Annotated in this window: 25 protein-coding genes and 1 riboswitch; of the genes, 7 read left to right on the top strand and 18 right to left on the bottom strand. The window is 35.3% G+C overall.

Annotated elements, in window-relative coordinates; all coding sequences use genetic code 11:
• Positions 1–6 precede the first annotated feature (6 nt).
• The 9 genes from flgK to HVS_RS01345 form a co-directional block, all read right to left on the bottom strand.
• Complete coding sequence (flgK, locus tag HVS_RS01380; RefSeq protein ID WP_101298670.1) at positions 7–1476, bottom strand: flagellar hook-associated protein FlgK; 1470 nt, start codon at positions 1474–1476, stop codon at positions 7–9.
• Positions 1477–1532: 56 nt separating this feature from the next.
• On the bottom strand, positions 1533–2033 hold the full coding sequence (locus tag HVS_RS01375) for a flagellar protein FlgN (protein ID WP_101298669.1): 501 nt from the start codon (positions 2031–2033) through the stop codon (positions 1533–1535).
• 139 nt (positions 2034–2172) lie between these two features.
• Positions 2173–2460, bottom strand: a complete 288-nt coding sequence (gene flgM / locus HVS_RS01370) for a flagellar biosynthesis anti-sigma factor FlgM (protein WP_101298668.1) — start codon at positions 2458–2460, stop codon at positions 2173–2175.
• Between the two features lie 369 nt (positions 2461–2829).
• Complete coding sequence (locus tag HVS_RS01365) at positions 2830–3246, bottom strand: MerR family transcriptional regulator (RefSeq protein ID WP_101304029.1); 417 nt, start codon at positions 3244–3246, stop codon at positions 2830–2832.
• An 81-nt stretch (positions 3247–3327) separates the two neighbouring features.
• Positions 3328–3927: a ComF family protein gene (locus tag HVS_RS01360; RefSeq protein ID WP_242971634.1), complete on the bottom strand. Its 600-nt coding sequence runs from the start codon at positions 3925–3927 to the stop codon at positions 3328–3330.
• Positions 3928–3987: 60 nt separating this feature from the next.
• On the bottom strand, positions 3988–6195 hold the full coding sequence (recD2, locus tag HVS_RS01355) for an SF1B family DNA helicase RecD2 (protein WP_101304025.1): 2208 nt from the start codon (positions 6193–6195) through the stop codon (positions 3988–3990).
• A gap of 85 nt (positions 6196–6280) precedes the next feature.
• Positions 6281–6595 carry a hypothetical protein gene (locus HVS_RS16735; protein WP_202861475.1) on the bottom strand — a complete coding sequence of 105 codons (315 nt, stop codon included), beginning with the start codon at positions 6593–6595 and terminating at the stop codon, positions 6281–6283.
• Positions 6596–6600: 5 nt separating this feature from the next.
• Entirely contained in the window at positions 6601–6876 is a 276-nt protein-coding gene (locus HVS_RS16730) for a hypothetical protein (RefSeq protein WP_207654791.1), read from the bottom strand.
• 11 nt (positions 6877–6887) lie between these two features.
• Entirely contained in the window at positions 6888–8213 is a 1326-nt protein-coding gene (locus tag HVS_RS01345) for an AAA family ATPase (protein WP_101298666.1), read from the bottom strand.
• A 251-nt stretch (positions 8214–8464) separates the two neighbouring features.
• On the opposite strand from HVS_RS01345, the gene HVS_RS01340 reads away from it, so the two are divergent.
• Positions 8465–8839, top strand: a complete 375-nt coding sequence (locus HVS_RS01340) for a glycosyltransferase family 2 protein (RefSeq protein ID WP_101298665.1) — start codon at positions 8465–8467, stop codon at positions 8837–8839.
• Between the two features lie 71 nt (positions 8840–8910).
• On the opposite strand, the gene metK is transcribed toward HVS_RS01340, so the two are convergent.
• The 9 genes from metK to pheA form a co-directional block, all read right to left on the bottom strand.
• Positions 8911–10104, bottom strand: a complete 1194-nt coding sequence (metK, locus tag HVS_RS01335; RefSeq protein WP_101298664.1) for a methionine adenosyltransferase — start codon at positions 10102–10104, stop codon at positions 8911–8913.
• 108 nt (positions 10105–10212) lie between these two features.
• A riboswitch (SAM riboswitch) is annotated at positions 10213–10319 on the bottom strand.
• Between the two features lie 121 nt (positions 10320–10440).
• Positions 10441–12252 (bottom strand): ATP-dependent zinc metalloprotease FtsH, encoded by a 1812-nt coding sequence (gene ftsH, locus HVS_RS01330; protein WP_101298663.1) that lies wholly within the window; start codon positions 12250–12252, stop codon positions 10441–10443.
• Between the two features lie 120 nt (positions 12253–12372).
• Positions 12373–12912, bottom strand: a complete 540-nt coding sequence (gene hpt, locus HVS_RS01325; protein WP_101298662.1) for a hypoxanthine phosphoribosyltransferase — start codon at positions 12910–12912, stop codon at positions 12373–12375.
• 207 nt (positions 12913–13119) lie between these two features.
• On the bottom strand, positions 13120–14568 hold the full coding sequence (tilS, locus tag HVS_RS01320; RefSeq protein ID WP_242971632.1) for a tRNA lysidine(34) synthetase TilS: 1449 nt from the start codon (positions 14566–14568) through the stop codon (positions 13120–13122).
• A gap of 46 nt (positions 14569–14614) precedes the next feature.
• Positions 14615–15952: a replicative DNA helicase gene (gene dnaB / locus HVS_RS01315; RefSeq protein WP_101298661.1), complete on the bottom strand. Its 1338-nt coding sequence runs from the start codon at positions 15950–15952 to the stop codon at positions 14615–14617.
• A 6-nt stretch (positions 15953–15958) separates the two neighbouring features.
• A complete protein-coding gene (rplI, locus tag HVS_RS01310) occupies positions 15959–16414 on the bottom strand; it encodes a 50S ribosomal protein L9 (protein ID WP_101298660.1) in 456 nt (151 codons plus the stop codon).
• An 80-nt stretch (positions 16415–16494) separates the two neighbouring features.
• Entirely contained in the window at positions 16495–18510 is a 2016-nt protein-coding gene (locus HVS_RS01305) for a DHH family phosphoesterase (protein ID WP_101298659.1), read from the bottom strand.
• Positions 18511–18571: 61 nt separating this feature from the next.
• Positions 18572–18913, bottom strand: coding sequence for a MazG-like family protein (locus HVS_RS01300; protein WP_101298658.1), 342 nt, complete (start codon positions 18911–18913; stop codon positions 18572–18574).
• A gap of 166 nt (positions 18914–19079) precedes the next feature.
• Positions 19080–19916: a prephenate dehydratase gene (pheA, locus tag HVS_RS01295; protein ID WP_101298657.1), complete on the bottom strand. Its 837-nt coding sequence runs from the start codon at positions 19914–19916 to the stop codon at positions 19080–19082.
• A gap of 412 nt (positions 19917–20328) precedes the next feature.
• Between pheA and HVS_RS01290 the strand changes: the two genes are divergently transcribed.
• The 6 genes from HVS_RS01290 to HVS_RS01265 all read left to right on the top strand — a co-directional run bounded on the left by HVS_RS01290 (position 20329) and on the right by HVS_RS01265 (position 25107).
• On the top strand, positions 20329–20655 hold the full coding sequence (locus tag HVS_RS01290) for a F0F1 ATP synthase subunit B family protein (RefSeq protein ID WP_101298656.1): 327 nt from the start codon (positions 20329–20331) through the stop codon (positions 20653–20655).
• A complete protein-coding gene (locus HVS_RS01285) occupies positions 20642–22606 on the top strand; it encodes a V-type ATP synthase subunit I (RefSeq protein ID WP_101298655.1) in 1965 nt (654 codons plus the stop codon). The genes HVS_RS01290 and HVS_RS01285 overlap by 14 nt, the downstream gene beginning before the upstream one ends.
• Positions 22607–22619: 13 nt before the next feature.
• Entirely contained in the window at positions 22620–23090 is a 471-nt protein-coding gene (locus HVS_RS01280) for a V-type ATP synthase subunit K (RefSeq protein WP_101298654.1), read from the top strand.
• Positions 23091–23121: 31 nt separating this feature from the next.
• Positions 23122–23718 (top strand): V-type ATP synthase subunit E, encoded by a 597-nt coding sequence (locus HVS_RS01275; RefSeq protein WP_101298653.1) that lies wholly within the window; start codon positions 23122–23124, stop codon positions 23716–23718.
• Between the two features lie 62 nt (positions 23719–23780).
• Positions 23781–24794: a V-type ATP synthase subunit C gene (locus HVS_RS01270; RefSeq protein WP_101298652.1), complete on the top strand. Its 1014-nt coding sequence runs from the start codon at positions 23781–23783 to the stop codon at positions 24792–24794.
• On the top strand, positions 24787–25107 hold the full coding sequence (locus tag HVS_RS01265; RefSeq protein WP_101298651.1) for a V-type ATP synthase subunit F: 321 nt from the start codon (positions 24787–24789) through the stop codon (positions 25105–25107). The genes HVS_RS01270 and HVS_RS01265 overlap by 8 nt, the downstream gene beginning before the upstream one ends.
• The last annotated feature ends 56 nt before the right edge of the window (positions 25108–25163 follow it).

Here is a 25163-nt window from a genome sequence, read left to right as displayed (position 1 = left end):
AATTTATCACCTTCCTGTGATTCCCATTCTGTTCACTATGGTATCTATCATTTCATCTAAAACATTCATTACTCTTGCAGAGGCAGAATATCCAAACTGGTACTTCAACATATTTGACATTTCTTCATCTAAAGATACGCCCATAATGGACTGTCTTTGCGACTCTGCAGAAACAACCAGCATATTTTGGTTTTCACTTATTCTTATAGCCTCTGAACCTCCATTTCCCACACCAAGTATTATTGACTGGTAATAGGAATCAAAGGTGAGCAGCCCTTTGTCGTCTTGTATTAATGCAAGCTGCCTTAAATTTGCAATTTGTAAGCTGATGGTATTGTCCCCGCTGTCCCCGTTTGCTGATGCAACTATATTATTTAAATCCAACAGAGTATCGTTTAGCTTTATATTACCCATCCTTATGGGATATGCCGGGTTTATGGGGGCGAAAAAATCTTCCCCGTCAGACGTATTTCCCAAAGTTCTTCCACTTTTATGAAGATCGTTTATTTCTTTGACAATGGTGTTTACCAGGTAGTCTAACCTTTTCTTTAAATTAGATACTATATCCAATGAGTTAAAATCTTCATACTGTATAGGAGTCTCAGGATGTATATATTCACCCCTGGACTCTAAAAGTCCCTTTATTATCCCGCTTTTAACAGGCAGCTCTATGCCTTCCGGATCTTCCAGCATAGGAGTGAAAAATATATCACCGGGTTCCTTTTCCTTTGCACAAATATTGGTGTTATCACCTTTGTACACGAGGAAATATCCGCCGCAGGTTACGGCAAGCTGGCCGTCCTGCATTTCTGTTACATCTATATTAATAAGTTTTGACAGCCTGTCTAAAAGTACATTTCTCTGGTCTCTATAGTCATTTGCCCTGTCATTTGTTGACTCTACCTTTAATATCTCCACATTAAGGCGTGCAATTTGGCGGGTAATGTCATTTACCTCTTCTATTCTCACCTGCAGTTCTGAGTTTAAATCATGCTGAAGCCTGTCAAGCTGCATACCTACATGATTTATATTGTATACAAGGGATTCCGCCCTCTGCCTTACCAAAGCCCTGGCTGTAAGGCTGCTGGGATCTTTAGAAAGCTCCTGCCAGGAATCCCAGAATTGATTCAGTACTTCCTGCAACCCACTTCCTAAAGGTTCTGCCAAAATAGCTTCTATATCATTAAAAGTTTTTGCCCTTGTTTCCCAATATCCTAAAATTGTACTTTCCTGCCTGTATATATTGTCCAAAAACATATGTCTTATCTGCCTTGTTTCCTGTATACTTGCACCAAGCCCGATTTGATATTTGCCGCCACTTACGCCGATATACGGTCCTGTGGCAATGACGGACTGCTGCCTGGAGTAGCCGGGTGTGTTTACATTTGATATATTGTGACCTGTTGAAAAAAGACCTCTTTCATTTACATTCATTCCAGAGCGGGCTATTTCAAAAGCTCCAAATCCAGCTGACATAGTATTTTTACCTCCAAGTATGGTTTATCATAGTTTTCCGTCAATAGCTTTATAGTTTATAGCTTTATATCCATAAATGTCCTTTTACTTCCTCCACTTACTTCCCCGTCATTGTTGTAGTTATTATTAGTTTCGGATGCTGCAGACAAAATGTTTAGGGAAAAATCAATATAATCAAGAGAATTTTTTATTAGTTTTGAATTTAGCTGATTAATTTCTTTAAGTTCTTTTAAAATATTTTCCAATTTAGTTTTGCATTCAATAAGTTTTTTTGAGTTTTCCTCATTTAAATGTTTTGACAATTCAGTAATTGTAAGTTCTGAAGGCTTAATATTCAACTGGTCCGCTATTTCCTCAACACATTTTTCACGCAAAGTTTCCAGTTTTCCCAAATTTACCACAAGGGACTGCTCAATTTTAGTGATTTTTTCAAGTTCCGCTACCTTTCCTTCAATGACTATATCCTTCTTTTCCCTAGACAGCTTTAGGATTTCTTCGTAAATACGGGTTTCTTCATTTAAAACATTAAAAAGGGCATTTAACTTTTCATATTCCATGTATTTACACCACCTAAAGATTATTTTATAAAATATATTTTATATCACATAATATTACAGGGCTTTTAAATAAACTTTTGCGGGAAAACCGGTAAATGAATTTACCGTTAACCCGCAAACATCAGTTATTTGAATGAATTTATATTTTCTTTTCAGTGATTTTCCTGAGTATACTGTCTGCAATATCTTCCCCGCTTACTTTATAGTCACCGGATTGTATTTGTTTTTCAATCTTTTCCACTTTGTCCTTTCTAATGTCAGGTACATTTTTTAATGCTTTCATAACTGTCTGGAACTCTCTTCCCTGTGATGAGATGGATACCACATCTTTCTTGTAAATAACTTTGTTTACCACATCTGCCTTGCTTATGTTCTTCTGACTGTCGTATACTTTGGGTACTTTGGGGATTTCTCCCTGAATTTTCATAGGTACCACCTACCTCCTTCTAAAAATTTTATATATTTAACACTTTATGTGCTAAAATACCATTCACTCTAAAACTTATACATACCGGACTATTCATACTGGATATAAACTGCATATGTAATTGTGTTTTTGCTGTATAGTTAAGAGAGAGGATGTATATTTAACTGCACTTTATAGTGTTAGTATCATGTTTAGTATGTTTAGTATACTTAGTATGTTTTGTATGTTTTGTATATAAAAACATCTCCCCTTCATAAATATTATCGTCAATACAAAAAATAATTTAATACATTTTTTGTTTTTTATCAATAACTTATACTCTTGTCCTAAAAAATGTATCTATATGGTAATAAAATAACAGCAGTAAAATTAGTCCCTTCTATTGAGATATCTCATTGCCCCGCCCATCTTTTTCTTATTTTCTTCAACTTCAGGTTTTTTCATCTGACTGCTCACTGACTTAATATCCCTTACAAGCTCATCAGAACACTCCTGGCAAAAACGCCCGGTTCTAATTGACTTACCGCATATTTCACACTCTAACAGCAAATTGCCCTCATCGCCTATTATTTCTAAGCGTCCTTCCCTGAGGTAAGTCTTTATTTTTCTTACGCTTATTTCTAAGTCGTTTGATATTTGCACAACAGAAGCCCCGGGATTTTCATAAAGGTATTCCTTCACCCTTTTAAAATCTTCTTCGTCCTTTTTACTGCAAGTAGGACAAACAGGCTTTCCTATATATGCAAATATTTTTCCACAACTTCTGCAATTCCTCATTTCCATAATATTCAACTCCCACAATCCATGCATTTCTATTATGTATTTCGTCATATATAATAAAAAACTTTATTAGTATAATAAAAATTTTTACACATTTCTTCCTGTTGCCAAAACAGCAACAAAAACTTTCTCTGCCCCTGCCTCCTTTAATACACGGCTGCACTCATTTAACGTACTTCCTGTGGTCATTACATCATCAACAAGAAGTATGCTTTTGCCTTTTATTTTAGAAGGATGCACCACCAAAAAGGCCCCTTTAACATTGGATTCCCTCTTATATTTAGGCAAAAGGCTTTGACTTTCAGTATTTCTTATTCTTTTTAAAACGTGGGATTGTTCTTCTGTTTCTAATAGCTTCCCCAATTCTTTTGCAATAAGATATGCCTGGTTGTAGCCTCTTTTTTGTTCTTTATTTCTATGAAGAGGCACACTTAGTATCATGTCCGTATTTTGAAGGATTTCTGTTTCTTTTATTTTCTCTGCCAAGAGTCTTGCAAAAACCCTGTAATAGGACATTTTACCGTGGAATTTGTATCTGGTAATAGCATTTTTTACAATGCCTTTGTATTTAAAGAGACATAGTATTCCATCATAAAAATCACCGGGCTTAAGGGATATTTCTTCATTAAGAAAAGGGATTTTAGATGGACAGTCAGAACATATAAATTCTTCACTTTTAATATCCAAAATGTCATTGCAAAATATACATTTTGGCGGAAATAATAAGTTTTTTAACCATTTAATCAATTATACCACCAGCGAAATTAATTTTCCCACCAAATCTGAATTTCTATTGGTCTCCCTGTCATTTTGAATCATATCTTCAAGGCATTTTTTAGAACCTACCAGAATAACTAAATTCCTGGCTCTTGTAACAGCTGTATACAGTAAATTTCTTGTCAAAAGTACCGGGGGACCTGAAAAAACAGGCATTATTATTACCGGAAATTCACTTCCCTGGCTTTTGTGAACCGTGACGGCATATGCCAGCTCTAATTCATCTATAATTGTAAAGTCGTAGCTGACTATTTTTTCATCTTCAAAACACACAACCACTCTTTGCTCTTCATTGTCTATTTCACATATTATGCCTGTATCTCCGTTAAAAACTCCTGTACCATTTTCAAGGGAGTTGTCTTTCTTTTCCCATTTTAAATTATAGTTATTTTTTATCTGCATTACCTTGTCCCCTTCACGGAAGGAAAAATCCCTGAAGACCTTTTCCCTTTTGTTTTTATCCTGGGGATTTAATATTTCCTGAAGTTCTTTGTTTAAATTTGAAACTCCAACTATTCCCTTTCTCATAGGTGTCAAAACCTGAATATCCTTCATCGGGTCAAAACCGTAACAATTAGGTATTCTTGTGCCGCAAAGTTCCAATATGGTTTTTGCAATTTCCATAGGGGTATTTCTTGACACCAAAAAGAAATCCTTGTCCTTTTCGTTTAGAACAACATCTTCCCCTCTGTTTATACAGTGGGCGTTAACAACTATCATACTCTCCCGGGCTTGCCTGAATACTTCTGTCAGTTTTACCGTCTTAATAATACCGCTTTTTATAATGTCACTTAAGACATTTCCTGCACCCACCGGGGGGAGCTGATCCACATCTCCTACAAGTATCAGCCTTGTACCATACGCTATGGCTTTAAGCAAATTGTTCATAAGAAGTATATCCACCATAGACATCTCATCTATTATAACCACATCCGCCTCAATGGGGTTTCCTTCAGTCTTCATAAACACAAGCTGATCCCCGTCCCCAACATACCCTATTTCTAAAAGTCTGTGTATGGTTTTTGCCTCATATCCTGTGGCTTCCGTCATTCTCTTTGCAGCCCGGCCTGTTGGGGCTGCCAATGCAACCTCATACCCTTCACCATCTAACAGGCTTATTATTGTCTTTATAATGGTGGTTTTACCCGTTCCGGGACCTCCGGTAATTACCAGCACACCGTTTGTTAAGGCTTCCCTTACCGCCTCTTTTTGTTTATCGGCAAGTATTATCCCTTCTTTTTCCTGGATAGCTTCAATTTTTTTATCAAAATCCTTTAAATCAAATTTAAACTCTGCCATGGACAGGTTAAAAAGCCTTCTGGCAACACCAAGCTCTGCATTATAAAATGCACTTAAATACACTCTGTTGTGGTCTTCACATTTTTCCACATAAACAGACTTGTCCATTACAAGGGATATAAGGACATTGTCAATGTTGGAAATATCAACATCCAAAAGATTGGAAGTGTATTCTGTCAAGTTATCACTTCTCACAAAAGTATGTCCTGCCGCTGCTGCCTGGGACAGCACATACTTTATACCGCTTGCAATTCTGTGTTCTGAATCAGGCGCAATTCCTATGGTTTTTGCAATCCTGTCTGCAGTTTTAAATGTTATTCCATGTATTTCTTCTGCAAGTATATATGGATTTGATCTGATTTTTTCAATTGTACCGCTTCCAAAGTGCTTGTATATTTTAGCAGAAAAGCTTGGGCTTATTCCATATTCCTGCAAAAACATTACCACATCTTTAAGTTCCTTCTGCTCTGCAAATATCTCTCCTATTTTCAAAGCCTTTTCCAGCTTTATACCCTTTATAGTTGCCAACTCTTCTGGATGGAATTGGATTATATTTAAAGTATCCTCCCCGAATCTTTTTACAATTTTTCTGGCGGTGGCAGGTCCCACGCCTTTTATAAGTCCTGAGCCTAAATACTTTTCAATGGCTTCAATTGTCTTTGGGAGGGTTTTTTCATACATCTCAACCTTAAGCTGTTCGCCATAATCCGGGTGATTCACCATTTTGCCGGTAACTTTCAGCGTTTCTCCCACGTTTATAAATGGCATGAAACCTACAGCTATTATGGTTTCCTCATCGTTTTGTATTTCGCATACAGTAAATCCGTTTACTTCGTTTGTGAATATTATTTCTTCAACCACACCCTCATAAGTAACCAACATATATACACCCTTATCACATATAATTTATTTTATTATAACACAGCAGTAAAGCAGCGACAATTAGGGTGTAAAATAAGGTTTTCTATGCTTTTTCTAAACAAAATTCAATAAATATATCCATATTTGTATCCTTAACTGATTTTAAATTTTTGCAAAATGTTTTCAATTCTACTTCTTCCGATGCAGTATACTTACTTGAAGTGGGAAATATTCTAATATATTCTTTCTTTCGTTCACTTCCTTTTTTATCAAATTTTATATTGGCTTTATCCAATACATCTTCAAGTGCCGGACTGTTAAATATTGGGACGATGTAGTCATATGCCCAGTGGCCTCTAAACATCGATTTATTTATGTACTCTTCTTTTTGTTTTTCTGTACAATCATCTGTATCCATTATTGTTAATATTTTGAAATCAGACGAAATCCTCTTTTTCTTTTTTCATATACAATCTCCACGTCACAAAAGTTTTTTAAGAATGCATTCATCGTTCGAAATCTGGAATCGTTTAAAATATTCATTAAACTGGTAATCTGTATTGATTTTTCTCCTTTTTTATCGCTTATTATTTCTATTTTCAATCTTAAATTGGATTTTATGTATTCGCACATCTGCTTTTCAGATTTTCCATGTACTATAACAATGGCTTTTAAATTGCAAGGCTTAAATTTTGCCATTTCACCCCCTTCTATTCCATTATCTCTAACAGTTCTTCAAAATCAATATCCCTGGTAAATGGTATTCCGCCATACATCCCTTTTAAATATCTATTTCTGTAATTCAAATTTGGATGAGTTCTGTCCTCAAATTCTACAATTGATACTAATTCTTTATTTGCATCTTTATCCACAAAAAATGTGTAAATATATTCCGGATTAATGTCCGGTGATTCCAAAAACATGGTATTGTGTGTTGTAATGATTAATTGACCTCTAGTTGAGTCGGAAATATTGCATAAAACATTATTAATAAGCAAATCATGGATACCTGTATCTAATTCGTCAATAATAACGGTTCTTCCTTCAACACTCATCAAAAGAAAGGGCATTATTTGCAATAAAGCTTGTGTTCCCGTGGACTCTAATTCGTAGCTTATATCAACAATTTTTCCATACATCATTTTTTTAAAGAACAAATTATACTTTATTTTTCCATCAATTTTTTCCCGTTTGTAATAAGCTTCTTTAATGTCTGAATACGCCAGTGTAAAAAACTCATTTATCATTTTTTCTGCTTTATTTAACTCTTCTTCATCTTCAATGGATATTACTCCCTCATCAAGATCTTTAAAAATTTTATGGCGAAGTCCTCTAAAACCTCTTTCTATACCATATCCTGACTTTACACGGACGGACATTAAAATGAATGATACCAGTACTTCATAAAGGCGCTCATTAATCCTTTGCTTTACATATCCATCAGCTTTATCCTCAATTTCAAAAATAAGAATTGACAAAAAGCTATGCTTACCATTGTATTTTTCTAATAAATCATAAAACTCCTTTAAGTATTCACCATCTTTAAATATTTTCTCATTAACTTTGATCTTGTCTCCAGCTATTTCAAAAAACAGAGTTCTATTTTTATTTAACACATATTCTAATTTTTCATGAACAATTTTGCTGTCATCATATTCTATAAGATATCTCCCATGTTTGTTTTCAATTACAAATTCAAACTCAAGAACCATGTTTTCAGTAGAATTAATTGTCTTGCAACTTTTAATAATTGATTCTGTATCTTTTAAATTTTCAGCAATCCATTTTCTGAATTCTTCATCATGTATTAAATCTTTTAAATCATTCCTGTCTATAAGCTTCTGTAATTCTGTCCTTGCCAACATGGTACTTAACGATTCGCATAAGGTAAAAAATACTGACGCAAAATTGGATTTTCCTACTCCGTTTTCACCATATATAACAACTAAAGGTTTTGGTTGTTTTTTCTTGGCAGATAAATCAACATCCAAATTAATTAGAGATTTATAATTTTTAATTTTCACACGTGTAAACATTTCATCACCCCTCTATATTCTACACATATTATACGCATTTATGTTATAAATTATAACACATTTTAATTTTTTATCAATGTTTATTATGTGATTTTTATTTATTAAATGGAATATTAATTTCTTTGTTTCATTAATTTTGTTCTATTTTTAAAGTAAATTCAATTTCTATACTAAGTACACTAAGTAACATCCGTGCCCTAAAATTCATATACTAATACAACTAAAACTGCATTATTTAGGAGAGATGAGCCTTGAGTGAAAAGATTTTTGAATTTATAATGGTTATCCTTGCTACATACGGACTTATTACAGTTATTTACGATCTGATTTTAACAATAAAAAACAAATCAAAATACAAAAACTCAATGATTAAACTTGTGCTAATTGTAAAAAACCAGGGAGATACCATTGAAGGGGTGCTTAGAAATGTCCTTCCAAGAAACTTCATTAGAAAACTCATGCCTGGGGGAAAGCTCACCATATTAGACATGGGTTCCAAAGACGATACACTGGAAATACTTCAAAAACTAGAAATAGATTACCCCTGCCTGGAGGTTTTAAAACAAAGTGAAAAGGAAGCTATTTTTAATTCCTTTGAAGAAGAAGGAAAGTTGGAAGTCAACTAAAAAAAAGAGTTTCTTCTCCCTTTCATTTTTAAAAGCAAGAAGAAACTTTTTTCCCTGTCTTTTTAAAATTATTACATTTTTGCTGCCTCTTCACGAAGCACATCTGCCTTGTCTGTCCTTTCCCAGGGCAGGTCTAAATCTGTTCTTCCAAAATGGCCGTATGCTGCCGTTTGCTTGTATATAGGTCTTCTTAAATCTAGAGTCTTTATTATGCCTGCCGGCCTTAAATCAAAATGCTTTTCAATCAATTTTTCTATTTTTTCTTCGTCTATTGTACTTGTTCCAAAAGTATCAACCCTTACTGATACAGGTCTTGCAACACCTATTGCATAAGCCAGCTGAACTTCACACCTTTTAGCAAGTCCTGCTGCCACTATATTTTTTGCAACATAACGTGCTGCATATGTTGCTGAACGGTCAACTTTTGTGGGGTCCTTTCCTGAAAATGCCCCTCCACCGTGTCTTGCAAATCCACCATAAGTATCTACAATTATCTTTCTTCCGGTAAGACCAGCATCCCCTTGAGGTCCTCCTACAACAAACCTGCCTGTCGGATTAATGAAAAACTTGGTGTTGTCATCAATTAAATCAGAAGGTATTACAGGCTTTATAACATGTTCAATAATATCTTTTTTTATTGTTTCTAAATCAACATCTTCACTATGCTGGGTAGAAATTACCACAGTGTCCACCCTCACCGGCTTGTCCTCTTCATATTCAACTGTCACCTGGGACTTCCCATCAGGTCTTAGATACTTAAGTATGCCTTCCTTCCTTACATCTGCAAGCTTTTTTGTAAGCTTGTGTGCTAAAGAAATTGGCATGGGCATCAATTCCGGAGTTTCATCACAAGCGTACCCGAACATCATTCCCTGGTCACCTGCGCCAATTGCTTCAATTTCTTCCTCTGATATTTCCCCTGTCTTTGCTTCTAAAGCTTTATCAACACCCATAGCTATATCAGGTGACTGTTCATCTATTGCAGTCAAAACAGCACATGTATCCCCGTCGAATCCAAACTTTGCCCTGTCATATCCTATCTCTTTTATCGTCTGCCTTACAATCTTAGGTATATCTACATAACAGCTGGTTGTAATCTCGCCTGAAACAAGAACCAGCCCGGTTGTAACCGCCGTCTCACAAGCTACTCTCGCCATAGGATCTTCAGCATAAATCGCATCCAACACCGCATCAGATATCTGATCGCATATTTTGTCCGGATGTCCTTCAGTTACGGACTCAGACGTAAATAATTTTCTCGCCATCTCCAAAACCTCCTTAATTTAAGTGTCCCCCCTGGACACTGTTTTAAACATACTTATAAAGTTGCCATAAAAAAACCTCTTTTTTTAAAAAAGAGGATTAATCACAACTCCTCATCTTTCAGGGTCTTTACCCTGTAGGAATTGGCACCGTGATACCACTGGTTCCGGTTGCCGGGTTTCATTGGGCCCATTCCCTCCACCTCTCATGATAAGGCTTTTTATATTTATTTTTTACAATGCATAATTTATCATATCCACCCTGTTTAGTCAAGATATTTTTAAACCAAAATTTTGTTTCACTATTGATAATTAAATTCATATTCTTTTATTTAATTATTATGTTGTACTGCTAATAATCTCTTCAAATTCCTGTCCATCAATTTTTTCTTTCTCTATCAATGCATTAGCTACTGCATGAAGTGTATTTATATTATCCTTTAGTATTTTCATTATTTTTTCATAGCATGTATCTATTATGTGTTTAACTTCTTTGTCAATCTGCGCTGCTATTTCTTCACTGTAATTTCTTGTCTGGGCAAAATCCCTTCCTATAAACACTTCGTCACTTTCATTGCCGAAAACTAAGTTTTTAAGGTTGTCACTCATTCCGTACTTGGTTATCATGCTTCTTGCTACCCCGTTTGCCATCTTCAGATCCTGGTAGGCTCCTGTGCTTATCTCACCAAGTACAAGCTGCTCTGCAGCCCTTCCCCCTAATGCAACGGTTATCTTTTCTAAAAGGTGGGATTTTGTATTGTAGTTTTTGTCTTCATCAGGTTTATGAGCAGTATAACCCCCGGCCATACCTGAAGGTATTATTGATATTCTGTCTACCCTGTCAGTTGTGGATACGTATTTTACAGCCATAGCATGACCTGCTTCATGGTAAGCTGTAAGCCTCTTTTCTTTATCACTCATAACCCTGCTCTTCTTCTCAGGTCCCACAACAACCTTAAACACAGCTTCTTTAATTTCTTCCATGGTTATCTTCGTCTTTTCAGCTCTTGCCGCTAAAAGGGCAGCCTCATTAAGAAGGTTTTCCAAATCTGCACCTGTAAAGCCCGGTGTACTTTTTGCCAATTCATCCAGCCTTACATCTTCAGATAACGGCTTACCCCTTGCATGAACTCTTAAAATTTCTTCCCTTCCTTTGATGTCCGGTAAGCCCACCACAACCCGCCTGTCAAATCTTCCGGGTCTTAAGAGGGCCGGGTCTAAAATATCAGGTCTGTTGGTTGCCGCCAAAATAATTACTCCTTCATTTACACCAAAACCGTCCATCTCAACAAGGAGCTGGTTTAGCGTCTGTTCACGCTCATCATGGCCACCGCCAAGTCCTGCACCACGGTGTCTTCCAACGGCGTCAATCTCATCTATAAAAATAATACATGGTGAATTCTTCTTTGCCTGTTCAAAAAGATCCCTTACCCTTGATGCACCAACACCTACAAACATTTCCACAAAATCAGAACCACTTATGCTGAAAAAAGGAACTCCTGCCTCCCCGGATACCGCTTTTGCCAATAGGGTCTTACCTGTTCCCGGAGGTCCTACCAATAGCACTCCCTTAGGAATTCTGGCTCCTAATTCAACAAACTTTTTAGGGTTTTTCAAAAACTCTACTATTTCCTGTAGTTCCTCTTTTTCTTCCTTTGCTCCTGCCACATCGTTGAAATTAACTTTCTTTTTATCATCAATGGTCATCTTTGCCCTGCTCTTACCAAAGGACATAACCCTGTTTCCCCCTCCGCCCTGGGACTGCTGGAGGAAGAATATCCAAAAAAGCACAACTATAACTATTAAGCCCAGTGTAGGTATCATAGCTACCCACCATGGGGGTGTTGAAGGCTCTTTAAAAATGTATACAAAGCCACCTTCCTGGGTGTAGTATTCTTCTACTTGCAGGGAAAATAAGTGCACATCAGGTATATACACCGTCCTGGTCCTGTTTGGTCCTTCTCCTTTCAACAATACTGTAGCAGCATTTCCCTCAAGCTCAATTTTTTCCACATTGCCGTTTTTAATTTGCATTAAAAGTTCAGAATAGTACATATCATCGGGCTTTCCGCCACTTTGAAAAAATATGAGAACTAACATTAGTATTATAAGCAATACTATATAAAAGCTCATGTTCTTAAAATGTTTCAAATAGCTCCCTCCTTAACCTTGTAAATAACCACCTCTTGTATAACCTATACATCCTTTAAATTATTCTACAAATACAACAAAAAATCAATATAAAAAACATTAAAACCATTTTTTTAATGTTTATTCATAATAAATATGCGGTTTTAGTACACAGACATCCGGTAAATTTCTATATCTTTCTGCAAAATCCATTCCATAACCAACTACAAATTCATCCGGTATTTCTATTCCCTTATATTCTATTTCAATTTCAACTTCTCTTCTGGAAGGCTTATCTAGTGCAGCACAGCATTTTACATCTTTAGGTCCCCTTGCTTGAAAAAGATCTTTCAAATATTTCAATGTAAGCCCTGAATCCACCAAATCTTCAACTATTAAAACATGTTTTCCCATTACGTCAATATCAACATCTTTCATTATACGCACTACACCGGAGGAACGGGTGGAATCACCGTAGCTGGAAACTGAAATAAAATCCAGGTCCAAAGGTATGTCTATATGCCTTATGAGGTCTGATAAAAACACCACGCCTCCTTTTAATACGCCTATCAAAACAAGCTTTTTCCCTCTGTAGTCAGCTGAAATTCTTTTCCCAAGTTCTTCTGCACTTTTTTGCAGCTCTTCCCTTGTAATTAAAACTTTTTCAATATCCTCAAGCATGTTTACCTCCAGTTTTTAGCCATTACTTTTTTATTTTTTAAATTGTATTTTTGATCAATTTTTTATAATCTGTATTACAATTTATAATATTATAATCTTTTTCTATAATCCTTTTATAATCAATATTATAATTTATAATTTAATTTATAGTCAAATTTATAATTTCAAGTCTATAATTAATTTTTTTAAGTTTTAATTTTTAGAATTTTAAGTTTCAAGTTTTATAAATTCAAGTTTTAATATTTTTTGGGTGTCTTTGGTAATTTTGAATTTATCACTTATAACATATCCTATAATCCACACTATTTCCTTGCCTTTTGCCACAAGTGGAATGTGGTTCCTTATATCTATCGGTATTTTTTCATCAATAAAATACTTTTTTAATTTTTTAGTGCCATTTGAGTTAACGGGCTTAATTATATCCCCGCCCTCCCTTTTTCTTATATTTATTCCACCCTTAAGCTTGTCATAATCAAAATATTGAACTTTAGAGGTTTTCTGATTTTTTTTATAATCTGCTGTATTTAAACCGTTAATTATACTTGCCCTTAAAATAAACTTATCTTCCTGTACTAAAGTATCTCCTGGTATATTTAGCTTTACATTGTAAAGATTAACCTGTGGAAAACCTTTGAATTGATACACCTTCAAAGTCCGGTACGATTTTTCAACCCTAATCTTGTGGGGGAGATGTATCACTGCCCCAACCCTGCCATCTAAAGCCAGCCCGATAGCATCATCAATGTGTATACTTTCTATACCTCTTATAAATCCTGTCACTTCTTTTATTGCCTTTCTCAAAATCCTCCCCTTAACACCCTTATGATAATTATTAAATATTTCTGTATTTAATTCTACTTCTCCTTCACTTCTTTTTACTAAAGCTTTATTATACAATTTATCTGTATAATATTCAATAAAATCATTTTCATTTTTAATTATTTCAGACATTTTTACAAGTTTTGATACAATGTCTGTACTAAAACTCTCATTAATGTAGGGTATCAAATCAAGCCTTATTTTGTTTCTGGTATAAATTGATTCTAGATTTGTCCTGTCAATTCTAGGCTTTAACTTGTATTTATTACAATACCCTTCAATTTCCAATCTGTCAATACCAAGGAGGGGCCTTATAATTTTGCCTCTTTTAAAATCCATGCCTCTAAGGCCTGAAAGCCCTGTACCCCTTATTATGTTCATAAGTACCGTCTCTGCCTGGTCATTTTTGTTGTGTGCAACAGCTATTTTATCTCCATTAAATTCTTTTGCCGCCTTTTCAAAAATCCTGTACCTTTCCTCTCTTCCTGCTTCTTCTATGGAAAGCTTTTTCTTTTTTGCAATATCCGCTAAATTAATTTGTTCTGTCCTTAAGTCAACATTTAGCTTTTTGCAAAGGATTTTGACATATTCTTCATCATCAAAAGAATCCTGACCCCTTAGCATGTGATTTACATGAACTGCTTTAATCTTAATATTCATAATCTTTTCAATGCTTTTTAGAACATGAAGAAGGCACACCGAGTCCGGACCGCCGGATAAGCCCACTACTACGGTATCCCCTCTCTCAATAAGATTTTTATCCTTTATATCTTTCAAAACTTTTTCTACAATAGCATCATTTATCATACCATTTTCATTAATATTATTTTCAATCATAATGAGTAAATATAACTCCCCTGTCCTTTATTTTGCGCTTCATTTTCTACTCCCGGAACTTTTCTAAATTGGCAAATTTAGTGTACTGGCCAAGCCATGCCAATTCAACAGTTCCGGTGGAGCCATTTCTGTGCTTTGCAATTATTACCTCTGCTACATTCTTTTTTTCAGTCTCTGGATTATAATAATCGTCCCTGTATAGAAACATTACAATGTCTGCATCCTGCTCAATGGCACCTGATTCCCTTAAATCACTTAATATAGGCCTGTGATCCCCTCTAAGCTCCGGTGCACGGCTAAGCTGGGATAGTGCTATAACAGGAACGTTTATTTCCTTTGCAAGAATTTTTAAAGACCTGGATATTTCTGATATTTCCTGCTGTCTGTTTTCACTCCTGCCCCTTCCTTGCATAAGCTGCAAATAGTCAATTACAACAAGTCCAAGGTCTTTTTCAATTTTCAGTCTCCTGCATTTTGCCCGTATTTCTGCAGCTGTAACCCCAGGGGTATCATCTATAAAAATGGGGGCATCAGAAATAGGTCCTAACGCTTTGGCTATCTTTTGCCAATCACTGTCTTCTAACTGACCGGTTCTCATTCTCTGGGCATCCACCATGGCTTCACAGCACAGCATCCTGTTGACAAGCTGCTCCTTTGACATCTCAAGACTGAATATGGCAACCGGCACCTGGGAGTGAATTGCCGCATACTGTGCAATATTTAAAGCAAAAGAAGTCTTTCCCATGGCAGGTCTTGCTGCAATTAAAATTAAGTCAGAATTATGAAGCCCTGCCGTCTTATGGTCAAGATCTATAAAACCTGTTGGTATTCCTGTAACACTTCCCTTACTGTTATAAAGCTCTTCCAACCTGTCAAATGTCTCAATCAGTACATCCTTTATCTGGGCAAAGCCCTGACTGTTTCTTCCCTGAGAAATGTCAAAAATACCTTTTTCTGCTTTGTCCAGTATATACTCCACTTCTTCTGCTTGTTCATATCCCATATTAATTATTTCAGAAGAAATTTTTATAAGTTTTCTCAATATGGATTTTTCTTCAACAATTTTTGCATAGTGCTTTGCATTGGCGGTGGTTGGAACTGCATTAACCAGACCGGTCAGGTATTCCAACCCTCCCACGGCATCTAAAGAACCCCTTATTTTAAGTTGTTCAGAAACTGTAATTAAATCAATGGGCTCCCCTCTTTCGTACAAATCCATAATAGCCTCAAAAATTTCCTTGTGGTCATCCCTATAGAAATCTGATACATCAATTATTTCCGTTATAGAGGACAAAACCTCTTTGTCCAAAAGAGAAGCACCCAAAACTGACTGTTCAGCTTCTATACTCTGGGGAGGCACCCGCCCTAATGAACTTAAATCCATATTATTTTACCCCTCTTCACCTTGCTCCACTTTAACAGTGATTTTACCTGTTACACCGGGATATACTTTTACTTCACCTTCATATGTCCCCAAAGCCTTTATGCTGTCCGGAAAATTAATTTTTTTCCTGTCTATTTTTATATTGTGTTTCTTTTCCAGCTCATCTGAAACATCTTTACTTGTAATGGAGCCAAATAATTTCCCGTTTTCACCTGCTTTTACTTTAAACTCTACAGTAATTTTTTCAAGCTTTTTGCAAAGTTCCTTTGCCTCTTCAAGCTCTTTGCTCTTTCTCTTCTCCTCTGCTTTCTTTTTAATTTTCATTTCATTCACGTTTTTTGTATTTGCCTCTACTGCAAGACCCTTTGGAAGCAAAAAGTTTCTTGCATATCCGTCACTTACATTTACCAATTCATCTTTTTTACCCAAACCCTTTACATCTTCTTTTAAAATAACCTTCATATTACCTCTCCTCCAAACTATATACTTATCCAAATTATACTTATCAAAATTAAGGTTTTTTGCGGTTTTGTGTTATCATGCTACTCCTTTTTACTGTTATCCGGTGTTTCCTCCCTGTACTCATCTATGGCCTTTTTTAATTTTTCAATGGCCTCCTCAGTGGAAACACCTTGAAGCTGGGCACCTGCAAAGGTTAAGTGACCTCCTCCTCCAAGCTTCTCCATTATAATCTGTACATTTATATCCCCTAAGGATCTTCCGCTTATTGAAATACCCTCATCTATATTGCAAAGCACAAAGGCTGCCTGAATCCCCTTAAGGTTTACAAGCTGGTCTGCTGCCTGTGCAGCTATTACAGTTGCATTTTTTATATCAGGGGGACAAACTGATATGGCAATGTTTTCACTGTACATCTGTGCATCTTTAACGGCATTTGAAATATGGGTGTATGTATCCAAATCATTTTGAAACATTTGTTTAACTGCAACGGTATCCACCCCTTGCCTTCTTAAAAATGCAGCCGCCTCAAATGTCCTGACTCCAGTCTTAAATGTAAAGTTTTTTGTATCCACAACTATTCCTGCATACAGTGCTTCCGCCTCAATGGGGGCAAGTTTTATCTTTTCTTCAACATACTGTAAAATTTCTGTAACCAACTCACAAGTTGAGGAGGCGTATGTCTCCTGGTATGTAAGTACTGCATTTTGCAGATAATCAACCCCCCTCCTGTGGTGGTCAATGACAACTATCTGCTCTGTATATTTTATCAAATCCGGTGCTTCTGTAAAGCTGGGTTTGTGTGTATCCACAATAACCAGCAAAGTCTTTTTGTTTATTTTTTCAAGGGCATCCCCGGTGGATATAAACAAACCCTCATATTCCTTGCTGCTTTCAATTTTAGAAATCATGCATTCAATATTGGGGTTTGACTTATTTAAAACAATATTAGCTTCCTTCCCTCTTTTAGTTGCAATGCTGTAAATCCCCAAAGCAGAACCAAGGCAGTCTATATCACAATTTTTGTGTCCCATAATTATAACCTCTGATGCCTGGTCAATAAGCTCCCTTAGTGCAAATGCAATTACCCGAGCCTTTACCCTGGTTCTCTTTTCAATCTCCCTAGTTTTGCCACCGTAGAAGGATATTTCCTCCCCGTCCTTTATAACAACCTGGTCTCCCCCTCTTCCTAAGGCAATATCCAGTGCAGCATTTGCATGGCGGAATTTATCCAAAAGGGAACCTTCCCCTTTCCCGATACCAATACTTAGTGTAACGGGTATTGTATTTCCAACATTTATTTCTTTAACACTGTCCAAAATGTCAAACTTTTTCTCCTGAAAGGTTTTTAGATATTTGTTTTCAAAAATAAACAGGTATTTGTCCCTTTCGTACTTTTTAACAATCCCATTGGCATATGCAGTCCAATTATTTATTTTAGTTTCTATTTCTACAACCATTTGGGGTCTTTTGGTGTCTTCAGTACTCTGCATCAAATCATCATAATTATCTATAATAAAAACACCCACCACCGTTTTCTCGTCATCATATGTTTTTTTCAGGTTTACCAGTTCTGTATTATCAATAAAATACAGAAGCAGTATAATTTCATCTTCATTAATCCTTTTATCAACTTTTATAAAATTCCCTAAAACACAATAATTTCTATCGTGTATTTTGATTTCATCGGAAAAATTCATAGTTTCATTTGAAAAACTTTCGGGATTTAAGTCTTTTGTAAAAGTCTGTATTGCCTTTTCCAGCAATTCCTCCCCTTCAAATATTTTCTTAAAAGAGGAGTTGTACCAGATTATAGTCCCGTCCAGCTCAATTAACACCAGGGGCATTGGAAAATTCAGTAAAGCATCCTTTGTTGCTACATCAATATTGAATGTAAGGTTTTCAATATATTGGGTTATTTCCTTTTTTCTCTTATAATTATATCTAAAGTGATAGTACAAAAGGAATAAGAAAAATACAAACCCCGGTGCTGCAACCTTTATTTCTAAAAAAGCAATTATTGTTAATAGTAAAAGTATTACAAAAAGATAAAAACCTGCTTTTTGTATAAAGATTCCTGTAAACTTTTTTCCCTTCATTATTTCTTCTCCTGTATTTCTTAAAGCATGCCTGTTTTTTAAAAATAATGCTTATATTAAATCAGCTTATGTTGCTCATTCTTGAAGAGTCAAGATGTTTTGCAAGTTCTGACAAATCACCGTAATGCTTTTCTATATCGGTATTTTCTATAAGTCCGAGCTTTACTTTATTTCTTATTTTTATTTCAATTGCATTATAATTTATGCCCAGCCGTCTTCCTAAAAGGTAGCATATTAAAATGATGTTTGACAAAGTATCTGCCACTGCATCGTGGACCTCTTCTTTCATCCCGTTTACCAGTACCTTAAAAAGAGCGGCAATATCGGCAAGCAGCTCACTCTTTAACCATTCTATAATTTTTATATTTCTTGTAATGTCAATTTCTCTGTCAAAAAAAGCCATGTAATCACTCCAAATGTTTCTATTTTGGTGGTATGTCTGATACTCTTTCATTATTATAGCATTAAATATTTATTACGTGTGAAATTTCCCAAAAACAATATCATACTCCTAATACGCATTATGTGTATTTATGATATTCTTCCAATAAGCATTATACGTTTTTATGCTACTCTTCTAATACGTATTCAGGATATGAGCCTAAAAATTTATAAAAAGACGTTTTTCTCTTTACCATTGTCAAAGCATCCCTTACATTATCTTCTTCAATATGCCCGTTTAAATCCACAAAAAATATGTAGCTTCCAAGCTTATCTTTTACAGGTCTTGATTCAATCCTAGTCATATTAATATCCAAAAGGTTAAATATGTCAAGTATCCTGTAAAGACTTCCCGGTTTATTGGCAGTTGAAAAAACTATGGAGGTTTTGTTTCTTTGCTTTCTTTCCCCGCCTTTTTTGGATATGATTACAAACCGTGTTAAGTTATTAAAATTATCCTGTATGGCTCTGTCTATAACCTCTAAATTGTAAACACCGGCTGCAGTAAGAGGTCCTATTGCCCCCATGTCCCCTTCGCCTTCTGAAACTTCCCTTGCAGCTTCAGCGGTACTGTAAACGTATTTTATTGCGGCAGCCGGAAATTTAGAATCTAAATATTTCCTGCACTGCCCGATAGCCTGGGGATGGGACAAAATAAGCTTTATGTCTTCTGTTTTTGTGCCTTTTTTTACCATGAAATTTTGATTAACTGCTATAATTATTTCACCCTTAATTTTAAGGTTTACATCTGTGGCAAGCATATCTAAAGTAACACTTACTGCACCCTCAATGGAATTTTCTATGGGCACTACAGCCTCATCCACTTCATCTTTATCCACTGCATAAATTAAATCAGTCATGGTGCTGTAAGGGCATTCACAAAAACCATCTCTGCCGTTAATGTATTTAATGGCAGCTTCTTGGGAAAAAGTCCCCCTTGGACCTAAAAAACCTACCTTTATCATAATGTCTCCTTAAAATATTGCTTTATTTTTTTATAATTTTGTATAATTTATTTTCTAATCTATAGATTTCTATAGATTTTATAATAACATTATTTTTTCACTTTTCCAACAGTCTTACGGGTAAAATTATGTTTATAATATCAAAAAAATTAAGTGCTGTGCAAGGATTTTTTAAAGAAAAATGTTTTTGTATATTTGTTTTAATGCCTTGATATAAATTGATTATGGTGATATATTATAGAATAAGTAATTAATATTTGAGAATGTTTTCCTGTCCTTTTGAAGTTTAGAATTTTAAAAATTTTTTTAATAATATATATTTTTTGATAATGTATAATATGTAATGGTCGATATAATTTATTGAGAAAAATTACTCATTTCTAATAAATAACAGGCGATAGGTGGTGATTTTGTGTCAATTGATTTAATTAAATCCATCAAAGAAGCAGAAGATAAGGCAGAAGAAATCAAGAAAAAATCCTTAGAAGACTCAAGACAGATTATTTCCGATGCAAGGGAAAAAGCAAAAAAAATTATTGAAGAAGCAGAGGAAAGTGCCGAAAAAGAGGCTAAGGAGATTATTGAAAAGGCAAAAATTTCTGCAAATAAGGAAATTGAAAAGCTCAAGGAAGAAGTTTCAAAAGAATGCGACACCATTAAAAACAGTTCCAGAAAAAATTTAGACAAAGCAGTAGAGATAATAATAGGAAGGATTGTGAAGCCTGATGGCAATAGTTAATATGAATAAATTGTCACTAATAGGCCTTAAATCAGATAAGGAAAAAATTCTTGAGACCTTTATGAAGATGGGCGTGGTGGAAGTTACAGACCTTAAGGAAGAAATGTCCTCAGAAGAATGGGGTAAACTGGTTTCAAATGAAGATAATGCTAGGGAAATATCTGAGTTAAATTCTAAACTTGATAAAATATCAGCCTCAATCGAATACCTGTCAAAGTTTGATAAAAGAAAAAAGGGACTTTTCTCTTCAAAAAGAAAGGTAAGTATTGATGACTATAACACTGTAGTTAAAAATCAGGATAAACTTTGGAAAGTTATTGACGATATTTCTGAATATGATAAAAAACTCTCAAACTTAAAATCTGAAATAAATAAAAATACAAATCTTATTTTAAATTTAAAACCTTGGGAAAAACTAGATATTCTTCTTGATATGGCAGGTACTAAAGAAACCACCGTCCTTACCGGTGTGGTTCCTGAAATCGTTAATACAGACAGATTAGGTGAGGAGCTTTCTAATGAAGTCCCGGAAAGCTATTTTGAAGTTGTAAGCAAAGACAGAGAACAAAGTTATCTTCTTGTTATTTACTTAAACTCAAAAGCTGAGGATGTTATGAGAGTACTTAAGCAGTACGGCTTTAGTAAATCTTCTTTAGAAAAGTTTTCTGGAACTTCCAACGAAAATATAAAAAGTCTTTCAAAAAGTATCAAGGACCTTGAGAATGAGATTTCTTCCATAGAAGAAAAAATATCTTCTTTTGCAGATTATCAAGGGGATCTTGAAATTCTGCACGACTATATACTTGTTGAAAGGGACAGAAAAAAAGCAGCAGGTATTACACTTAATACTAATGACTCTTTCTTTCTTCAAGGATGGGTGCCGGAAACTTCGGCAAACCAGGTAAAAGAAGTTATTGAAAAAAAATTTGACTGCTTTTTAGAAATTACCGAAGCTGGCGAAGATGAGGATTTTCCTATCCTTCTTGTTAATAAGGACTTTGCAAGTTCTGTAGAGTCTATAACAGAGATGTACAGTCTTCCAAACAGGAATGAAGTGGATCCAAATGCCATAACCGCCCCGTTTTTTGTGCTGTTTTTTGGGCTGATGTTAGGAGACGGCGGCTATGGTCTTATAATGGCAGCTGTTTCAATATTTGTGTTATTAAAGTTCAAATTGGAGGAAGATACCAAAAAGTTTATGAAGCTCATGATGTATTGTGGTTTTGCCACAATGCTATGGGGGGCACTTTTGGGAGGTTGGTTTGGAATTGAAGCTTTAGGGAAAACTGCCCTATGGTTTAACCTTACAGACGAACCTCAAAAAATGCTTAGCTTCTCCCTTCTTTTTGGTGTCATCCACATCTATGCGGGACTTGGTGTAAAAGCCTATAACCTTTACAGGCAAAAAAAATACTTAGACATTATATTTGACGTGTTTTTCTGGTATGTAATGTTTACAGGTTTTGCACTCTTCCTGCTTCCATATATCCCTATAGTGGATAAAGAAGCTGTCACAGGACTGGTTAGACTGGGTAAATATCTTCTTGTAATTGGAGCTGTACTCCTTATTCTAACTCAAGGTCGCCATAACAAAAACATAATAGGAAAAATTATAGGCGGTGTTTCAAGCCTTTATGATTTAATAGGATTTTTAAGTGACCTTCTATCCTATTCAAGACTTTTAGCCCTAGGCCTTGCAAGTTCAGTTATAGCAGCAATTGTCAACCAATTAGCTTTAATGATGGGATTTGGTAATATTTTGAAAGTGGTATTTGTTGTAGCAGTTTTAATTTTTGGACACCTGTTTAACTTTGCAATAAACGCCCTTGGGGCATATGTGCATTCAAGCAGGCTCCAGTATATTGAGTTTTTTGGGAAGTTTTATGAGGGTGGGGGCACAGCCTTTGAACCCTTAAAAGTAAATACAAAATACATCAATCTAAAATACTAGGAGGTAGAAAATTATGAAGGAATTTTTAACAGATGGTAATTTTTGGGCAATATTAGGAGCTACAATAGCATTTTTTTTGGCAGCTATAGGTTCATCCAAGGGTGTTGGAATAGCCGGACAGGCTGGTGCCGGTGTTTTAACTGAAGACCCTGGGAAATTCGTTCCTGTTATGATTCTGGAAGCTCTTGCCAGTACCCAGGCGATTTACGGCTTCGTTATTGCCTTTTTAACCATTGGTAAAATTGATATATCTACAGCTATGGCTTTAAAAGACGGATTTGTACTGTTCTTTGCAGGAATCCCTGTTGGAATTGTAGGTTTGGTATCAGGTATTATTCAGGGAAAAGTTGCCGCTGCAGGAATACACATGATAGCTAAAAGACCAGAAGGTTTAGGTAGGGCTATTACTCTTGCACTAATGGTTGAGATGTTTGCTATTTTAGCTTTCATAATTTCATTCTTAATGTTAGGTGAAGTTGGTTAATGGTTAATACTAATAAAGGAGTGTCTCCTATATGTCGGGAATAAACAAAATTAAAGAAAGGATACTTGAAGAAGCCCGCCTGCAGGCAGAAGAAACTGTTAAAAGGGCAGAAGAGGAAGCATCCGAAATAATAAATAGTGCTAAAAAAGAAGCTGAAGAATTGAAAAAACAAATTATAGATAAAGCAAATTCAGAAGCCTTGGAAGTGAAAAAGAGACTAAAAGCAGGGGCTGAGCTTGAAGCCAGAAAACAAAGGCTTCAAGCCAAGCAGGAAGTTGTTGAGGAAGCATTCAGTCAAGCAATTAAAAAGCTGAACAGTTTGCCGGATGACCAATATTTCTCTATTATTGTTGATTTAATTGTAAATTCAGCCTCAAATGACTCAGGAGAAATTATACTGTCCGGAAGGGATAAAGAGAGACTGCCCTCTGACTTTGAGGAAAAGGTTAATAAAAACCTTTCCTCAAAAAGAAGCAGTGGAAATTTCACCCTTTCAGATGAAACCAGGGACATTAACGGCGGATTTATTTTAAAAATGGGCAATGTAGAAATTAATAACTCCTTTGATGCAATAATAAGAATGAAGCGCAATGAAATTGAGGCAGATGTCATTGCCTCCCTGTTTTAATTTCGAAAAGTATTCTAAGCTTTGCTACTTAAACTTATTATTGCGGAAAGGAGGAGTGTGACTTGGCATTTGCTAAAAAAATAGATAATTCAAAGTATATATATGCCGTTTCTAGAATCAGGGCTATAGAAAAAAAGCTTTTAACTAATTCCAGCTTTGAAAGAATGATTGAATCAAAAACTCCTGATGAAGCCCTGAAAATACTAATAGAAGCAGATTACGGCTATGGAACCGATGTAAAAGCTTTTCAGTATGAAGTGCTGTTAAAAGAAGAATACAATAAAGTTTATGAACTTTTAAAAGAACTTGCTCCGGAACCTGAAATAATAAATATGTTTTTAATTTCCAATGACTATCACAACATTAAAGTGTTTTTAAAATCAGAGTTTTCAGGTCAGGAAGCAACGGACATTATAACAGAACCTGGTTCTATTCCGGCAAATTCACTTAAAGTAATGATTCAGGACAGGAATTTTAAAGATATGCCTGAAATTATGGGAAATGCAATAGAAGAATGTATAGAAACTTTTGGTTCTACCAAAAATCCTCAAATCATTGATTTAATAATGGACAGGGCGCATTTTACCCATATGAGGGAAATAGCCGGGGCTTCGGGAAGCAGTTTTTTAAATGAACTGGCTGTAATGATGATTGACATTTGTAATTTAAAAATTTTCCTGAGGATAAAGAATCTTAAAAAAACATGGGATTTTCTTCAGAAGGTTTTAATCCCCGGAGGGGAAATTGACAGCAAAATATTTGTAGAAAATCTAGACAAACCATTAGATAACCTTTTAGAAGCTCTAAAATACACTAGATACGGTGAGTTATTAGAAAAGAGTTTTGAAAATATTGAGTCCACAAAAAGTCTTACAAAATTTGAAAAACTCTGTGATGATTTTATACTTTCTTATGTAAGAAAAACTAAGTTTATAATTTATGGTATAGAGCCTCTGATTGGTTATTTAATTGCTAAGGAAACAGAGATTAGAAATGCAAGGATTATTATGGTAGGTAAAATCAATAACATTCCAAGTGAAAAAATCAGAGAAAGGCTGAGAGAAGCTTATGTATAAAATAGGTGTTATAGGTGATAAAGATAGCATTTTGGGCTTTAAAGCTGTGGGAATCTCTGTTTTTCCTGTGTCAACACCTGAAAAAGCCCAGGAGGTGTTGGAAAAAATAGCAGATGACCAATATGCCATTGTATACATTACCGAACAATTGGCTGAAAAAATTGTCTCTACCATTGATGAATACAGCGAAAGAAGATTTCCTGCAATAATCCCCATACCAAGCAACGCGGGTTCTTTGGGAATTGGTTTGCAGGGAATTAAAAAAAGCGTGGAACGTGCAGTTGGTGCAGATATATTATTTAAAGACGAATAAATTGACGGATAAAATATTGATGAAAGAAGGGATGAGGATTGAGCAGCAAAGGAACA

The organism is Acetivibrio saccincola (assembly GCF_002844395.1).
Taxonomy (GTDB): domain Bacteria; phylum Bacillota; class Clostridia; order Acetivibrionales; family Acetivibrionaceae; genus Herbivorax; species Herbivorax saccincola.
The sequence above is the reverse complement of the archived record's forward strand: the minus strand, read 5'-3'. Positions and strand labels throughout refer to the sequence as shown.